This is a genomic window from Pseudonocardia sp. ICBG1034 (genome assembly GCF_020131375.1).
GTDB classification, from domain to species: Bacteria; Actinomycetota; Actinomycetes; order Mycobacteriales; family Pseudonocardiaceae; genus Pseudonocardia; species Pseudonocardia alni.
Window position 1 is genome coordinate 411,284 of the sequence record NZ_JAHLEK010000017.1, and the last position, 13,798, is coordinate 425,081.

At 75.3% G+C, this 13,798-nt stretch carries 13 protein-coding genes; 4 read left to right on the plus strand and 9 right to left on the minus strand.

What is annotated here, in order from left to right; genetic code table 11:
- Positions 1-24 precede the first annotated feature (24 nt).
- The 3 genes from KPF22_RS16835 to KPF22_RS16845 all read right to left on the minus strand — a co-directional run bounded on the left by KPF22_RS16835 (position 25) and on the right by KPF22_RS16845 (position 3,363).
- Positions 25-1,332: an FAD-dependent oxidoreductase gene (locus KPF22_RS16835; protein WP_208823589.1), complete on the minus strand. Its 1,308-nt coding sequence runs from the start codon at positions 1,330-1,332 to the stop codon at positions 25-27.
- Positions 1,333-1,417: 85 nt separating this feature from the next.
- Positions 1,418-2,368: a LysR family transcriptional regulator gene (locus KPF22_RS16840; protein WP_224402637.1), complete on the minus strand. Its 951-nt coding sequence runs from the start codon at positions 2,366-2,368 to the stop codon at positions 1,418-1,420.
- An 11-nt stretch (positions 2,369-2,379) separates the two neighbouring features.
- Entirely contained in the window at positions 2,380-3,363 is a 984-nt protein-coding gene (locus KPF22_RS16845; protein WP_208823584.1) for an AraC family transcriptional regulator, read from the minus strand.
- An 81-nt stretch (positions 3,364-3,444) separates the two neighbouring features.
- Here KPF22_RS16845 and KPF22_RS16850 point away from each other — a divergent pair, with 81 nt between their 5' ends.
- Complete coding sequence (locus tag KPF22_RS16850; RefSeq protein ID WP_208823582.1) at positions 3,445-3,879, plus strand: pyridoxamine 5'-phosphate oxidase family protein; 435 nt, start codon at positions 3,445-3,447, stop codon at positions 3,877-3,879.
- A gap of 37 nt (positions 3,880-3,916) precedes the next feature.
- On the opposite strand, the gene KPF22_RS16855 is transcribed toward KPF22_RS16850, so the two are convergent.
- Positions 3,917-4,495, minus strand: a complete 579-nt coding sequence (locus KPF22_RS16855) for a hypothetical protein (RefSeq protein WP_208823580.1) — start codon at positions 4,493-4,495, stop codon at positions 3,917-3,919.
- A gap of 313 nt (positions 4,496-4,808) precedes the next feature.
- Here KPF22_RS16855 and KPF22_RS16860 point away from each other — a divergent pair, with 313 nt between their 5' ends.
- A complete protein-coding gene (locus tag KPF22_RS16860; RefSeq protein WP_208823578.1) occupies positions 4,809-5,381 on the plus strand; it encodes a L,D-transpeptidase in 573 nt (190 codons plus the stop codon).
- Positions 5,382-5,404: 23 nt separating this feature from the next.
- Here KPF22_RS16860 and KPF22_RS16865 read toward each other — a convergent pair whose 3' ends face one another.
- Together KPF22_RS16865 and msrA are read right to left on the minus strand one after the other, a co-directional pair.
- Positions 5,405-6,019 (minus strand): DUF4234 domain-containing protein, encoded by a 615-nt coding sequence (locus tag KPF22_RS16865; RefSeq protein WP_224402638.1) that lies wholly within the window; start codon positions 6,017-6,019, stop codon positions 5,405-5,407.
- 169 nt (positions 6,020-6,188) lie between these two features.
- Entirely contained in the window at positions 6,189-6,701 is a 513-nt protein-coding gene (gene msrA / locus KPF22_RS16870) for a peptide-methionine (S)-S-oxide reductase MsrA (protein ID WP_073575069.1), read from the minus strand.
- A 125-nt stretch (positions 6,702-6,826) separates the two neighbouring features.
- Here msrA and KPF22_RS16875 point away from each other — a divergent pair, with 125 nt between their 5' ends.
- Together KPF22_RS16875 and KPF22_RS16880 are read left to right on the plus strand one after the other, a co-directional pair.
- Complete coding sequence (locus KPF22_RS16875) at positions 6,827-7,999, plus strand: acyl-CoA dehydrogenase family protein (RefSeq protein ID WP_208823576.1); 1,173 nt, start codon at positions 6,827-6,829, stop codon at positions 7,997-7,999.
- An 82-nt stretch (positions 8,000-8,081) separates the two neighbouring features.
- On the plus strand, positions 8,082-10,625 hold the full coding sequence (locus KPF22_RS16880) for an HAD-IC family P-type ATPase (RefSeq protein ID WP_224402639.1): 2,544 nt from the start codon (positions 8,082-8,084) through the stop codon (positions 10,623-10,625).
- Here KPF22_RS16880 and KPF22_RS16885 read toward each other — a convergent pair.
- From KPF22_RS16885 to KPF22_RS16895, 3 genes are all read right to left on the minus strand, one after another.
- On the minus strand, positions 10,610-11,974 hold the full coding sequence (locus KPF22_RS16885; protein ID WP_224402640.1) for an AI-2E family transporter: 1,365 nt from the start codon (positions 11,972-11,974) through the stop codon (positions 10,610-10,612). The genes KPF22_RS16880 and KPF22_RS16885 overlap by 16 nt on opposite strands.
- A 101-nt stretch (positions 11,975-12,075) precedes the next feature.
- Positions 12,076-12,738, minus strand: coding sequence for an SDR family NAD(P)-dependent oxidoreductase (locus KPF22_RS16890; protein ID WP_208823574.1), 663 nt, complete (start codon positions 12,736-12,738; stop codon positions 12,076-12,078).
- Between the two features lie 55 nt (positions 12,739-12,793).
- The gene (locus tag KPF22_RS16895; protein ID WP_224402641.1) at positions 12,794-13,672 is read right to left on the minus strand and encodes a hypothetical protein; all 879 of its coding nucleotides are present in this window, start codon (positions 13,670-13,672) and stop codon (positions 12,794-12,796) included.
- Positions 13,673-13,798 lie beyond the last annotated feature (126 nt).

Here is a 13,798-nt window from a genome sequence, read left to right on the forward strand (position 1 = left end):
TCGTGGTGGTGGCGGTGGGACGGGTCAGTCCCCGACGTTCTCCCGGATCCGGTCGGTCAGGGCGTCGGAGGGCACGTCGTGCAGGCTGCCCTGCGGTCCGGCGAGGTCGAGAGCGTGCGCGGCCGCGTGGCCCATCGCCGCGCACGGCCCCATGACGCGCACGCTCGACAGCGCCGCGGCGTCGCCGTCGATGCAACGGCCCGCGGCGACGAGGTTCGACGCGGCGGGCGGCAGCATCGAGCGCAGCGGCACGTAGTGCAGGTGGTCGGCGTCGAAGGTCTCCCAGACGTAGCCGTCGGGGCTGTCGTGCAGCTCGATCGGCCAGGCGGTGCGGGCGACGGCGTCGTCGAAGCGGACCCCGGCGCGCACCTCCTCGACGGTGAGCTGGTGGGCGGCGGCGATCCAGCGGGTCTGACGGCGGCCGGGCAGCCCGTAGGAGCGCACCGTGGCCTTGCCGAACACCTCGGGGAACTCCGCGCGCAGGAACTCGACGACCCGGTCGGCCTGCGCCTTGCCCTCCAGCTGGGCCTCGGCGGCGGCGATCGGGTCCAGCGGCGCCTCGATGTGGGTCATGTTGAGCACCGCGGTGTCGCGGCCGGGGAAGTAGAAGGCGAGGCCGTCGCGACGGAGCAGGCCGTACTGGTCGGCCTTGGCCGCGACCCGGGCCGCGAGCTCGCCGGGCTCCGGTGCGGCACTGGTGTCCAGGTGCTCGACGACGAGCTGCTGGCTGCCGTAGATCTCCCGGTCGGGCAGCCGGCACTCCAGGCCCGCGGCCCAGGCGAGCGCGGCGTCGCCGCTGGCGTCGACGAACCCGGCCGCGGTGACGTCGACGGCGCCGTAGCGGGTGGCGAAGCGGGCGCCGAGGACTCGGTCGCCGTCACGCTCGACGCCGGTGAGGGTGGCGTTGGTGAGGACCCGGATGCCGTGGGCACGGACGGTGTCCTCGACCCAGCGGCCGAGGCGCACCTCGTCGTAGCCGACGGTGAGGGTGTGGCCGGTGCGGCGGAACAGGTCCCCGCCGGCCTCGAGGTCGGCGAACATGGAGTCGAACAGGCCGTGGGTCAGCTGCCGGAACTCGGGGCCGTTGCCGTAGACCCCGCAGAACAGCCCGATCAGCGAGTTGACCATCTGCCCGCCGAGGACGGGGGCGGCGTCGACGAGGACGACGTCGCGGCCGAGGCGGGCGGACTCGACGGCGGCGGAGAGCCCGGCGATGCCGGAGCCGACGACGCAGACGTCGGCGGTCACCGCGTGCTCGGCCGGGTCGCCGGCGCGCAGTGGGGCGTCCCGGATCACGGTGTGGACCGGCAGGGGCGTCAGCGGGTGAGGCATGGCTCACACACTAGGAACGGCGCGCGCCGTCCCGGAAATAGAACGTTCGCCTGCCGGACCATCGACCGGACGAATAGTCGCAGCTCTACAGGGTGGCCGACAGTTCGACGATGAGCTCGCGGAGCCACCGGTGGGCCGGGTCCGGGTCGAGGTCGGTGTGCCACCAGAGGCGCTCGCGGATCGGTCCGGGATCGCCCGGGCAGGGCAGCACGACCAGCCCGAGGCGGTCGGCGACCTGGCGGGCGAGCCGCTCCTGCAGCAGCGCGACGCGGTCGGTCCCGGCGACCAGGTAGGGCACCGACAGGTAGCTCTCCACCCGCACCCTGATGTCGGGTTCGACCCCGAGCCGGGCGAGCTGGCGGGTCATCGGCGCGGCCGCCGACATGCCGCGGTCCGGGGCGAACGGCACCACCCAGGGCATCGCGGCGAGCTCGTCGAGGTCCAGGGTCGGGTCCGGCCCGGCGGCGACCGGGTTGGCGGCGTCGACGACGCAGACCCAGCGGTCGTCGAACAGGGCGGTGGAGCGCAGTTCGGGCCGTTCGAAGCGGGCGGCGGGCGGGGCGATGAGGCCGTCGATGAGCCGTATCGTCTCGCCGATGTCGGCGGAGAAGGACTCGCGGACCAGCCGCAGCCGCAGCTCGATGCCGGGGGCGCGCCGGGCCGCCGCCGCGGACAGCGCGGGCCCGAGCACGGCGACGGTGTAGTCGGCGACGAGCAGGGTGAACCCGCGCCGGGCGCTCGACGGGTCGAAGCCGTGGCCGGTGCCGAACAGCCGCTCGGCGGCCGAGCAGACGCCCTCGACCTGCTCGACGAGCTGGGCGGCGAGCGGGGTGAGGACGTAGCCGCCGGGGTGGCGGGACAGCAGGTCGTCGTCGAAGTGGCGGCGCAGCCGGGACAGGGCCGCGCTGGCGGCGGGCTGGGAGATGCCGATGCGGGCGGCGGCGCGGGTGACGTTGCGTTCGCGCAACAGCTCGCGCAGCGAGACGAGCAGGTTGAGGTCGAGGTTGGCCAGCCGGACCGTCGGCGGGGTCGTCACGGCGCCGCAGGCTAGCCGCTCACCCCGTCCGGAGCACCCACCCGGTCACCGTGCCGTCCGCCCTGCCGCTCACCCCGGCGGAACGCGCTCGGGGTGACGCCGCGGACCCGGGTGAAGGCCGCGCTGAAGCCGAACGGGTCGGCGTACCCGACCCGGCGCGCGATCCCGGCCAGTGTCGCGCCGGGCTCGGCGAGCAGCAGGTCCGCCGCCAGGGTCATCCGCCAGCCGGTGAGGTAGGTCAGCGGCGGCTCGCCCACCCGGTCGGTGAACCGCTTGGCCAGGGTCGCCCGGGACACACCGGTGGCGGCGGCGAGCCCGGCGACGGTCCAGGCCGCGGCGGGGTCGGCGTGCAGCAGCCGCAGCGCCCGCCCGACCACCGGATCGTGCTGGGCCGTCCACCACCGCGGACGACGTCCGCCGGGCCGGTCGAACCACTCGCGCAGGGTGCAGACCAGCAGCCAGTCCAGGAGTCGGTCGAGCACGACCTGCTGACCGGGGGCGTCGACGGCGACCTCGGCGGCGACGTGGTCGAGCACCGTGTCCCCGCTGCCCCCGGCTCCGACCCGCAGCACCGGCGGGAGCGCGTCGAGCAACCGGGCGCCGACCTCGCCCCCGGCCGGGGAGGCCCCGGTGATCAGGGTGCTCGCGTCGCTGCCCGGCGCCGGCGCCGGGTCGTGCCAGCCGAGCCGGTGGCGGGTGCCGCCCTGGTCGGGCGTCGCGCAGTCCACGCCGCAGACGATCGGCTCGGCCGGGGTGCCGACCTCGTCGACCACGTGGAAACCGGCCGGACCGCGCACGACGGCGGTCTCCCCCGCGGCCAGCCGCACCGGGTCGGCTCCGGGGACGAGGATCCACCCCGCGCCGGTCAGCATGGCGCACAGGGTCAGCGGTGCGCCGTCGACGAAGTGCAGCGACCAGGGCGGGGTCAGGGTGGTGCTGCCGAACAGCGAGCCGTGCGACCGCAGCCCGCGGACCAGGTCACCGAAGGGGTCCACCGCACCGAGGTTAGACGACCGGACAGGGGTTCCGGCGTCTCACCCATGTCGTCGTCCGCGCCGAGGTGGTGTCGTGGACCCATGCCCACCACCGACAGCCGCACCGCACTCACCGACGACGACCGCGTCCTCCTCGCCCGCCCGCTGCACGGTTTCCTGAGCGTCGCGGGCGGCCCGGTGCCGCCGCAGCCCCGCCCGGTCTGGTTCGAGGCGACCGACGACGGCACCGTGCAGCTGTTCACCGGGCCGGAGTCGCTGCACATCCGCCGCAGGCGCAGGGACCCGCGGGCCTCGCTGGTCGTCGCCGCGCCGGTCGGGGAACGCGAGCGCTGGGTCGCGGTCGAGGGCTCCACGACCGTCGAGACCGACGGGGCACACGCGCTGGCGCAGCGACTGGCGCAGCGCTACTGGGACCTCGACGACCCCGCTCGCGCCGCGGACCTCGCGGCGATCCTCGCCGAGGACCAGGTGCGGCTGGTGATCCACCCCGAGCGGGTGCGGCGGCTGATGTTCTGACCCCGCTGGCCCGACCCCGCCGGCCCGGGCGCCCGGCTCAGGGGGTGCGACGGCCCGACCACGCGGGTTCGACAGCCGCCCAGTCCTCCGCCCAGGCACGGGCGAACGCACGCCCGTTCCAGGCGAAGACCAGCCGCCCGGCGGCCCACACCACGGCGGCCCACACCACCGCGGTGATGAACCCGGCGGCGACGGCCACCGTGACGGCGTCGGCGGGGGTCGACGGCGGCGGCGCCAGCCGGCCGTCGGTGCCGACCCAGGCCGACACCCGGTCGCCGACGTCGTGGACGCCGGGCAGCGTGCTGCCGCCGGAGTGCGGCAGCCCGTCGGGGCCGGTCCAGCTCAGCGTGAGCGACTGCTGGCCGGTCTGCAGGTCGCCCACCGCGCTCGCCCGCGCGGTGACCGTCGCCGCGACCGGCACGCGCTCGCGGGCCTCGACCGCGCCCCGCTCCAGGACCGACCCGTGGGCCGCGGCACCGGCGAGCCACGCCACGACCAGCCCGCAGGCGGCGAGCAGCCCGAGCACCACCGCGAGCAGGTCCTCGCGACGGGACGCCCGACGACGGAGCCGGTCGGCGGGTCCCGGCTCGGAGCCCGGCGGGTCGGCTGCGCGCATCGTTCCTCCTGGGTCGGTCACGACGGGTCCTCCCCACCACCGCGGGTGAGGGGGCGATCACCGAGAACTACCCCCGTTATCGCCCCGTGACATCCCTCCGGGACGGAGATCACGCCCACCGGACGCCGTGCGGTCCCCTTCCGTACCCGGGCGGTCGGCCGCGCAACGATCCGCCGCCGGGCCCGCCACCCACCCGTTCGCCGTGCACCGCAGCCCATTCGCCGCCGCGGGGCGCGCCCGGGCAACCGCGGCACTCCGACGGGCGTCTGCCCCGATGTCACCCGGATGGGTGATCTGTGACGTGGAGGTGGGCATGTCCCGGACCGAGCGGCTCCGTCGCCGTCGTGGCGTTCTGGTGACCGGGCTCGTGCTCGTGGCCGGGGTGGGGCTGGGTGGCACCGCGATCGCCACCGCCGACCCGGAGCAGAGCCGGGTCGCCAGGCAGGCGCACGCCGAGCCCGCCGTCCCCGGGACACCGTGCGCGGCGTCGGTGCGGGCGTGCGTGGACCTGGAGACGCGGCAGGCGTGGCTGGTCCGCGACGGGAAGGTCACCGGCGGACCGTTCCGGGTCACCACCGGGGGCGAGGGGAAGGCCACCCCGGTCGGGCACTCGTTCCGGGTGTACCGCAAGGAGGCCGACCACCGCAGCGGCGAGTTCCCCGGCCCGGACGGCCGCCCCGCACGGATGCCGTGGTCGGTGTTCTTCGCCGACGGCGGGATCGCCTTCCACGGCGGCGACCTCAGCCGCGAGTCGGCGGGCTGCGTCAAGCTCGGCGCCCGCGACGCGCAGCGGTTCTTCGACACCCTGCAGGTCGGGGACAAGGTGCAGGTCGTGAACGGGTCGGTGGAGCGCAGGCACCGCGCGGAGGCCCACGGCCGGGCCTGAGCCGCACCGACCCGGTTCGCGGGTCAGCCCGGCAGGACGATCCGGGTGCCCTCGGGCGCCCGGTAGGCGTCGACGACCCGGTTCAGCTCGGTCTGGTAGTAGAGGGTCTGCAGGCCGAACACGAAGCACAGCAGCAGCCCGACGACCGGGCTGCAGGTGACGGGCAGGCCCGCGGAGCGCTGGCTGTCGGCGATCCGCTGCCCCGTGTTGTAGAACGACACGAGCGGCGCCACGACCGTCCAGCCCAGGAACAGCAGCACCAGCAGCGGCCCGGCGACGGGCACCTGGCGGCGCGGGTCGAACTCCGCCATCTCGCGGTGGATCCGGTAGTACCAGACGAGCCCGTAGATGCCGAGGGTGATCAGCGGGAGGCCGAGCCACACCGCGACCGGGTTGCGGCGCTTCATCGCCAGGCCGACCGGGGCGTGCGGCGGCGCCGCGAGCTCGCCGGGGCGCCACGGGTCGAGTCCCGTGCCCGGGCCGCTGTGGGGACCGGGCGCCGGGTGGGCCTGCGGCCCCGGAGCTCCGTACCCGGCGGGTGCGCCGTACCCGGCGTCACCGGCGGGCGGGGGTCCGACCGGCTGCGGACCGGCGGGGTGGAGCCGGTGCGGGTCCGACGGGTGATGGGGCTGGGTCATCGGCGGGGATCCGATCTGTGCGGAGGAGCGACGCGGGCGACCCGCGTCCGTCCCCGGCGACCTCGCCGTCCGCGAGCCGGTCGTCAGCCCCGTCCGGCGCAGACCGCGCCGGACCGGCCCGCGACGTCAGGTCGCGGGCCGGTCCGGATGTGGTGGGAGCGGTGGTGGGTCAGCTCGTGCTGGCCGCCCGCCGCGGCAGCACCCAGTTCGGGCGCGGGAAGTGGCAGGTGTAGCCGTACGGGAACTTCTGCAGGTAGTCCTGGTGCTCCGGCTCGGCCTCCCAGAAGTCACCGGCAGGCTCGACGTCGGTGCTCGCGCGGCCCGGCCAGAGCCCGGACGCGTCGACGTCGGCGATGGTGTCCAGGGCGACCGCCTTCTGCTCCTCGCTCGTGTAGAAGATCGCGGAGCGGTAGCTGCGGCCGATGTCGTTGCCCTGCCGGTCCTTCGTCGACGGGTCGTGGATCTGGAAGAAGAACTCCAGGATCTCGCGGTAGGAGATCCGCTCCGGGTCGAAGACGATCTCGACGGCCTCGGCGTGGTCCCCGTGGCGCCGGTAGGTGGCGTTCGGGGTGTTCGGGTCGCCGGAGTAGCCGACCCGGGTGGACACGACGCCCGGGCGCTCGCGGAGCAGCTCCTGGACACCCCAGAAGCACCCACCGGCGAGGATCGCGGTCTCGGTCATCAGGCTTGAACCTCCCTGTGTCGGGTCTCGACGGCTACAACGGTGCGGACACCGCCGATGTTCCGTCGCGCACGACGGGTCTCCCGGTCTCGCGCCGGCCCCGCCGATGACCGATGCTCACACACATGGGAGCGGGCGCGGAGGAACTGACCACCGAGGAACGGGCCGTCGTGGAGACGGTGCGCGACTTCGTCGACCGGGACGTCCGCCCGGTGGTGCGGGAACTGGAGCACGCGAACACCTATCCCGAGAAGCTCATCGAGCAGATGAAGCAGCTCGGGATCTTCGGGCTCGCCGTCCCCGAGCCGTGGGGCGAGGCCCCGGTGTCGATGCCGTGCTACGCCCTGGTCACCGCCGAGCTGGCCCGTGGCTGGATGAGCCTGGCCGGCGCGATGGGCGGGCACACCGTCGTCGCGAAGCTGCTGGTCGCCTTCGGCACCCGCGAGCAGCAGGACCGGTACCTGCCGCGGATGGCGACCGGTGAGCTGCGCGCGACGATGGCCCTGACCGAGCCCGGCGGCGGCTCGGACCTGCAGGCGATGACGACCCACGCCCGCCGCGACGGCGACCACTACGTGATCAACGGGTCCAAGACCTGGATCACCAACTCGCGGCGCTCGGGGCTGATCGCGCTGCTGTGCAAGACCGACCCGGCCGCGCAGCCGCGCCACCGCGGCATCTCGGTGCTGCTGGTCGAGCACGGCCCGGGCCTGACCGTGTCCAAGGACCTGCCCAAGCTCGGCTACAAGGGCGTCGAGTCCTGCGAGCTGGTGTTCACCGACATGGCCGTCCCCGCCGACGCGGTGCTCGGCGGCGAGCCCGGACGCGGCTTCGCCCAGATGATGAAGGGCCTGGAGACCGGCCGGATCCAGGTCGCCGCGCGCGCACTCGGCGTCGCCGACGCCGCCCTCGCCGACTCCCTGGCCTACGCCCGGGAACGCGAGTCGTTCGGCAAGCCGATCTGGCAGCACCAGTCGGTCGGCAACCACCTCGCCGACATGGCCACGAAGATCACCGCCGCACGGACCCTGATCCTGCACGCCGCCCGGCGGTACGAGTCCGGGCAGCGGTGCGACATGGAGGCGGGCATGGCGAAGCTGTTCGCCTCCGAGACCGCGATGGAGGTCGCCCTCGACGCGGTGCGTATCCACGGCGGCTACGGCTACTCGACCGAGTTCGACGTCGAGCGGTACTTCCGCGACGCCCCGCTGATGATCGTCGGGGAGGGCACGAACGAGATCCAGCGCAACGTGATCGCCGCCCAGCTCGTCCAGCGCGGGGGCCTGGAACGCTGGTGAGCCCTCAGCCCACGCACAGTCGGCACACATCGGGGCCTGCCACGATCGCCACGCACGGGACCGACGGCGGGGAGGGGACGGCGTGGCGGCCGGGATCGTGGAGGCGGCGGCCGACCAGGGGCTGAGTGCGGCGCAGGTCGCCGCGGCGCGCCGGGCGGGCCGGACGAACGCGCCGGTGACCGCGGGGACGCGCGGCTACGGGCGGATCCTGCGCACCAACGTCTTCTCCTCCTACAACACGATCCTGTTCGCGATCGGCCTGGTCCTGCTGGTGCTGGGCCGCTACGGCGACGCCCTGACCAGCGTCGGGCTCGGCCTGGTCAACGCCGTCGTCGGGGCGGTGCAGGAGATGCGGGCCAAGCGGAAGCTGGACCGGCTGCAGCTGCTCGACGCCGCGGAGGTCACCGTCGTGCGGGACGGGGCCGAGCAGCGGGTGCCGGCCGCCGACGTCGTCGCCGGGGACGTGCTGGTGGTGCGGGCGGGCGAGCAGGTCGTCGTCGACGGGCCGGTGCTGACCGGGCGGGCCGAGGCCGACGAGTCGCTGCTCACCGGCGAGTCCGACCCGGTCGTCAGGACCCCCGGCGACCTGCTGCGCTCGGGCAGCCACTGCGTCGCCGGGACCGCCCGCCAGCGCGCGTCCGCCGTCGGCGCCGACAGCTACGCCGGCCGGCTGACGCTGCAGGCCCGCGCGGACACCACCGAGGCGACACCGCTGCAGCGGCGCATCGACTTCGTCGTCCGGCTGACCATGGTGCTGGTCGTGCTGATGAGCGGCGCGATCCTGGCCCAGGCGTTCCTGGAGGGGTTCTCGCTGCTGCGGGTCGTGCAGATCACCGCGGTGCTGTCCGGGCTGGTCCCCTACGGCCTGTTCTTCCTGATCGCCGTCGCCTACACCCGCGGCGCGGCCCGGCTGGCCGGGCGCGGTGCGCTGGTGCAGCAGGTCAACTCGGTGGAGGCGGTCACCCACGTCGACGTCGTCTGCACCGACAAGACCGGCACCCTGACCACCGGCGCGCTGCGCCTGGACGGGCTCGACCCGCTCGACGGGACCGACCCGGGGCCGGTGCTCGCGCGGTTCGCGGCGACGGTGGCCGACCCGAACCTCACCTCCGCCGCGCTCGCCGCGGCGCTGCCCGGCACCCGGTGGGAGCTGCGCGACGAGGTCGCGTTCACCTCGTCGCTGCGCTGGTCCGGGCAGGTCACCACCGGCGGGGAGGCGTTCGTGCTCGGCGCGCCGGACGCGCTCGCGCCGCATCTGGGTGACCCGGACGCCGTCGCCGACCGGGTGGGGGTCCGCGCCGCAGCCGGGCTGCGGGTGCTGCTGCTGGCCCGGGCCGCGCGGGCGGGCGCCGGGCTGCGCGACGACGACGGACGTCCCGCCCTGCCCGGCCTGGAGCCGGTGGCGCTGGTGGTGCTGTCCGACGAACTGCGCCCCGGCGTCGCCGACGCCCTGGAGCGGTTCGCCGCGGACGGGGTCGCGGTGAAGGTGCTCTCGGGCGACGACCCGCGCACCGTCGCCGCGCTCGCGGCGAGGGCCGGGCTCGACGTGGGTGAGGCGGTCGCCGGGTCCGAGATCGAGGAGCTCGACGACTCCGCCGGGGGCCGGGCCGCGCTCGACGCGCTCGTCGCGCGGACCACGGTGTTCGGGCGGGTCACCCCGGAGCAGAAGGAGCGGGTCGTCGCGAGCCTGCGCCGGGGCGGTGCGCACGTCGCGATGCTCGGTGACGGGGTGAACGACGCGCATGCCCTCAAGCGGGCCCACGTCGGCGTCGCGATGCGCAGCGGCTCGGCGGTGACCCGCGACGTCGCCGACATCGTGCTCGTCGACGACTCGTTCGCCGCGCTGCTGCCGGCGCGCACCGAGGGCCGCCGGATCATCGACGGCATCGCCGTGTCGATGTACGTGTTCCTCACCCGGGTCGCCACCCAGGGCCTGGTGATCATGGCCGTGACCATGCTCGGGCTCGGGTTCCCCTACTCCCCCACCCAGGTCGGGCTGACGCTGCTGACCGTGGGCGTGCCCACGCTGTTCCTGACGCTGTGGGCGACGCCGTCCGAGCCGGACCCGGATCTGCTGGGCAACCTCGCCCGCTTCGTGGTGCCGGCGTCGGTGGTGACCGCGGCCGCGGGGACGGTCGTCTACACGGTGCTCTACCAGGGCATCCTGCAGGGATTCACCAGCGGACGGACCCCGGCGCAGGTGATCGAGCAGTTCCAGAGCTACACCGGGCTGACCTACGGCGCCGACGCCGACTTCGCCGGTGCGGCCGCGACGCTCGGCGCGCAGACCGGGCTGTCGACGTTCGTGGGGCCGGCGTCGTTCGTGCTGATCCTGTTCCTGCTGCCGCCGCACCGGTTCCTCGCCGCGTGGACGGCGCCGGTGTCCGACCGCCGCCCGGCCTGGCTGGTGCTGGGCCTGACCGTGGTGTTCGCGGGCGTGGTCGGGACCCCGGCGCTGTCGTCGTACTTCGGGCTCACCGGCGCGGCGCGGCCGGTGTTCCTGGTGGTGCTGCCGGTCCTGGTCTGCTGGTTCGCCCTGATGTGGGTGGTGCTGCGGTTCCGGCTGATGGACCGGATGCTGGGGACCGACCGACTGCCCGGGCGGGTAGGTCAGCCGCCGTCCTGACGGGCGGAGTCCGGCGGGGCGGGCACGGCGTCGCCCTCGACGGTCTCGCTCCCGTCCCCGGCGGCGGACCCGGTCCGGGTCGTCGTGCCGGTGCCGGTCTCGGTGCCGCTTGCGGCGGAGGCCGGGGCCGTGCCGTCGGCGGCGGTGACGGGGGTGCCCGCGGCGACGTCGTCCACACCGGAGAACCGGCGGTCCCGCAGGTCGATCTGCTCACCGAGGTAGCGCAGCAGGACCGCGACGACGGCCGCGACCGGCACCGCGAGGAACGCACCGGCGATCCCGGCGAGCGACCCGCCCGCCGTCACCGCCAGCAGCACGACGGCACCGTGCAGCTTGAGGCTCTGCCCCTGCAGGAAGGGCTGCAGCACGTTGCCCTCGATCTGTTGCACCGCCACGACCAGCACCGCCACCGCGACCGCGGTGCCGAAGCCCTGCGTGACCAGCGCGATGAGCACGGCCAGCGAGCCCGCGACGACCGCACCGACGATCGGGATGAACCCGCCGACGAAGGTCAGCACGGCGAGCGGCAGCGCCAGCGGGATGCCGAGCAGCACCAGGCCGATGCCGATGAACACGGCGTCGATGAGGCTCACCAGGGCCTGGACGCGGATGAAGCCGCCGAGGACGTCCCACATCCGGCGCAGTACCTCGGCGATGTGCCCGCCCGCGCTGCGCCCGGTGATCGAGGTCAGCCACGGCAGGAACCGGGGCCCGTCCTTCACGAAGAAGAAGGTCAGCACCAGCGCCAGCACCAGCGAGATCAGCCCGGACGCCAGGGTGGACACCCCGGTCAGGACGCCGCCGGCGATGGCGGTGGCGCTCTGCTGCAGCTGCCGGGTGACCTGGTCGACGATGTCACCGATCTGGCCGTCGCCGAGGTTCAGCGGCGGTCCGGTCACCCACTGCTGGATCTGCCCGAGCGCCGCGATCACCCCGGCGGTGATCTGCTGGGTCTGCCCGGCGATCGACGGCGCGATGCTCACGAACAGCCCGGTCACCGCGGCGATGCCGACGAGCAGCACGATCGCGGAGGCCGCCGCGGCCGGCACCCGCCACCTGATGAGCAGCGCCGCGGGCGGACGCAGGACGGTGGCCAGCAGGATCGCGAGCACGACGGGCCAGACGACGACCCACAGCATGCCGATGACGTAGCCGACGATCACCAGTCCGACGGCGATCAGCGCGACCCGCAGGCTCCACGCCGCCAGCCAGGTGAGCCCGTTGCCGATGACGGTGCCGCGGCTGGCGGCCGGGGCCGTCGGCGACGCGCTCAGCAGCCCGCCCCCCGCCGGATCCCGCCGCGCCCCACGGTTCTCGGCGCGCGCGGCCGGTTGCGACCCCGAATCCATGACCCACTCCGTTCGTACCGGTCGACCTGCGGCGGGAACCCTAGCGGCGCAGGAGCCCCGGTGCCCGCCGCAACGCCCACACCACACCCGTCGGGGAGCGCTCAGAGGTCGTCGGCGAGATGGCGGAACCCGGCGGGCCGGTCGCGGTGCAGTGTCCACAGGGTCGCGGCGAGTGCGGCGGGGTCCTTGCGGGGGTGCCCGGGCTCGATCGCGCCGGGGACGATCAGCTGGGCGACGTGTACGCCGTCGCCTGCCAGCTCGTCGTGCAGCATCGCCGCGAACGCGCCGAGCCCGGCGAAGGCGATGGAGGTGCCCGCCACCCGCGACGACGGCCGGGCCCCGCTGCCGCCATTGACGAACAGCACCGTGCCGCGGCCCAGCGCGCGCATCCCGGGCAGCACCTGGTGCACGGCCGCGACCGGGCCGTACACCGACATCTCGACCGGCCCGACGAGGTCGGCCGGGGTGGTCTCGAGCAGCGGCCGCAGGAAGTCCTTCTGCGGTGCGGGGCTGTACTGCAGCACCTCGACCGGGCCGACGGTCTCCGCGACCCGCTCCAGCGTCGCGGCGAGGGCGGCGGGGTCGCGGGCGTCGGCGGTGAAGGGGTGCGCGGCGACGCCGTCGTCGGCCAGTCCGGCGGCCAGCGCCTCGGCGCGGTCGCGGCGCCGTCCGATCAGGGCGACGTCGAACCCCTCGCGCCCGAAGCGCCGGGCCGTCGCCGCGCCGAGTCCCGGTCCGGCACCGACGATCGCGATGGTGGTCATGGCGTGATCATGCGGGTCGTGGCGTGGATGCGCACGGTCCGCGGTGCCCGCGGGGTCAGCCGCCCGACAGCAGGGTGAGCCGGTCCGCGACGGCGCCCAGCTGCGTGCTCATGCCGTTGAGCTCCTGGGCGGCGTCGCCGAGCAGCCCGGGGTCGCCGAGGGAGGCGCCCGCGATGCAGTGCCGGGCGGCGTCGGCGCCCGCGGCGAGCCCGTCACGCCAGTACACCTGGGCGACGGCGTCCGGGATCGCCGGGTACGCCTGCGCGGAGGCGACCTCGTCGCGCAGGTCGCGGCAGGCCTCGGCCAGCGCGACGGTCCCGCCGCCGGACCCGGCGCGCGCGATGTCGCGCAGGGCCTCGGTGATCGCGGTGACGTGCACCTGACCACCCGCGGCGCGCCAGTCGCCGACCGCGGCCGTCGCGGTGGCGGCGTCGTCGATCCCGCGGCCCGCCGCACCCGCGGCGCCGACGACCACCGCGAACACGACGAGCATCCCGGCGATCCCGGCGGCCAGGCCCGCGCCGACCGCGAGCGGACGACGGCGGCGCGGCAGCAGCGTGGCCGGGAAGCCGGGCAGCGTCCCGTCGGCGCCGGGGCCGGCGGCGGGCTCGACGACCACCGGGGCCGGGGTGAACCAGGGCCGCTCCGGGGCCGGGACGGGCGGCGCGGGGTCCGCTCCGTCGCGGGGTGCGGGGACGGCCGCCCACCAGGGCGCGGTGCTGTGCCGCGGCGCGATGGTCGGCGGCGCCGGGCGGGGCTGCGGGACGGCGATCCGGTGGGCGGACACCTCCTGCTGCGGTGCGGCGGGGCGGTGGCCGTCGACCTCCGGCCGGGTCACGGCCTCGCCCCGCGGGGCGCCCCGCTGCGCCGGGACGGCGATCGTGGGCGGGGTCTCACGCAGGGCGTGCCGCGGGTGGTACGACGTGCCGTCCATGACGTCCCCCCCTCCGGCGTGCGGGCGCTTCACGCAGTGCATCGCGCCGGCGCCGAGATCGTCACCGACTCCCCGACAGTTTCACCAGAAATGGCGACCCGCGCATTCGCTGGGCGTCGTCCGCCG

What these genes read in the sequence shown, in the direction of transcription:
- KPF22_RS16835 (WP_208823589.1), bottom strand. Translation starts at nt 1,332, where the DNA reads ATGCCTCACCCGCTGACGCCCCTGCCGGTCCACACCGTGATCCGGGAC.
- KPF22_RS16850 (WP_208823582.1), top strand. Translation starts at nt 3,445, where the DNA reads ATGCCCACCACCGACAGCCGCACCGCACTCACCGACGACGACCGCGTC.
- KPF22_RS16855 (WP_208823580.1), bottom strand. Translation starts at nt 4,495, where the DNA reads ATGCGCGCAGCCGACCCGCCGGGCTCCGAGCCGGGACCCGCCGACCGG.
- KPF22_RS16860 (WP_208823578.1), top strand. Translation starts at nt 4,809, where the DNA reads ATGTCCCGGACCGAGCGGCTCCGTCGCCGTCGTGGCGTTCTGGTGACC.
- KPF22_RS16865 (WP_224402638.1), bottom strand. Translation starts at nt 6,019, where the DNA reads ATGACCCAGCCCCATCACCCGTCGGACCCGCACCGGCTCCACCCCGCC.
- msrA (WP_073575069.1), bottom strand. Translation starts at nt 6,701, where the DNA reads ATGACCGAGACCGCGATCCTCGCCGGTGGGTGCTTCTGGGGTGTCCAG.
- KPF22_RS16875 (WP_208823576.1), top strand. Translation starts at nt 6,827, where the DNA reads ATGGGAGCGGGCGCGGAGGAACTGACCACCGAGGAACGGGCCGTCGTG.
- KPF22_RS16885 (WP_224402640.1), bottom strand. Translation starts at nt 11,974, where the DNA reads ATGGATTCGGGGTCGCAACCGGCCGCGCGCGCCGAGAACCGTGGGGCG.
- KPF22_RS16890 (WP_208823574.1), bottom strand. Translation starts at nt 12,738, where the DNA reads ATGACCACCATCGCGATCGTCGGTGCCGGACCGGGACTCGGCGCGGCG.
- KPF22_RS16895 (WP_224402641.1), bottom strand. Translation starts at nt 13,672, where the DNA reads ATGGACGGCACGTCGTACCACCCGCGGCACGCCCTGCGTGAGACCCCG.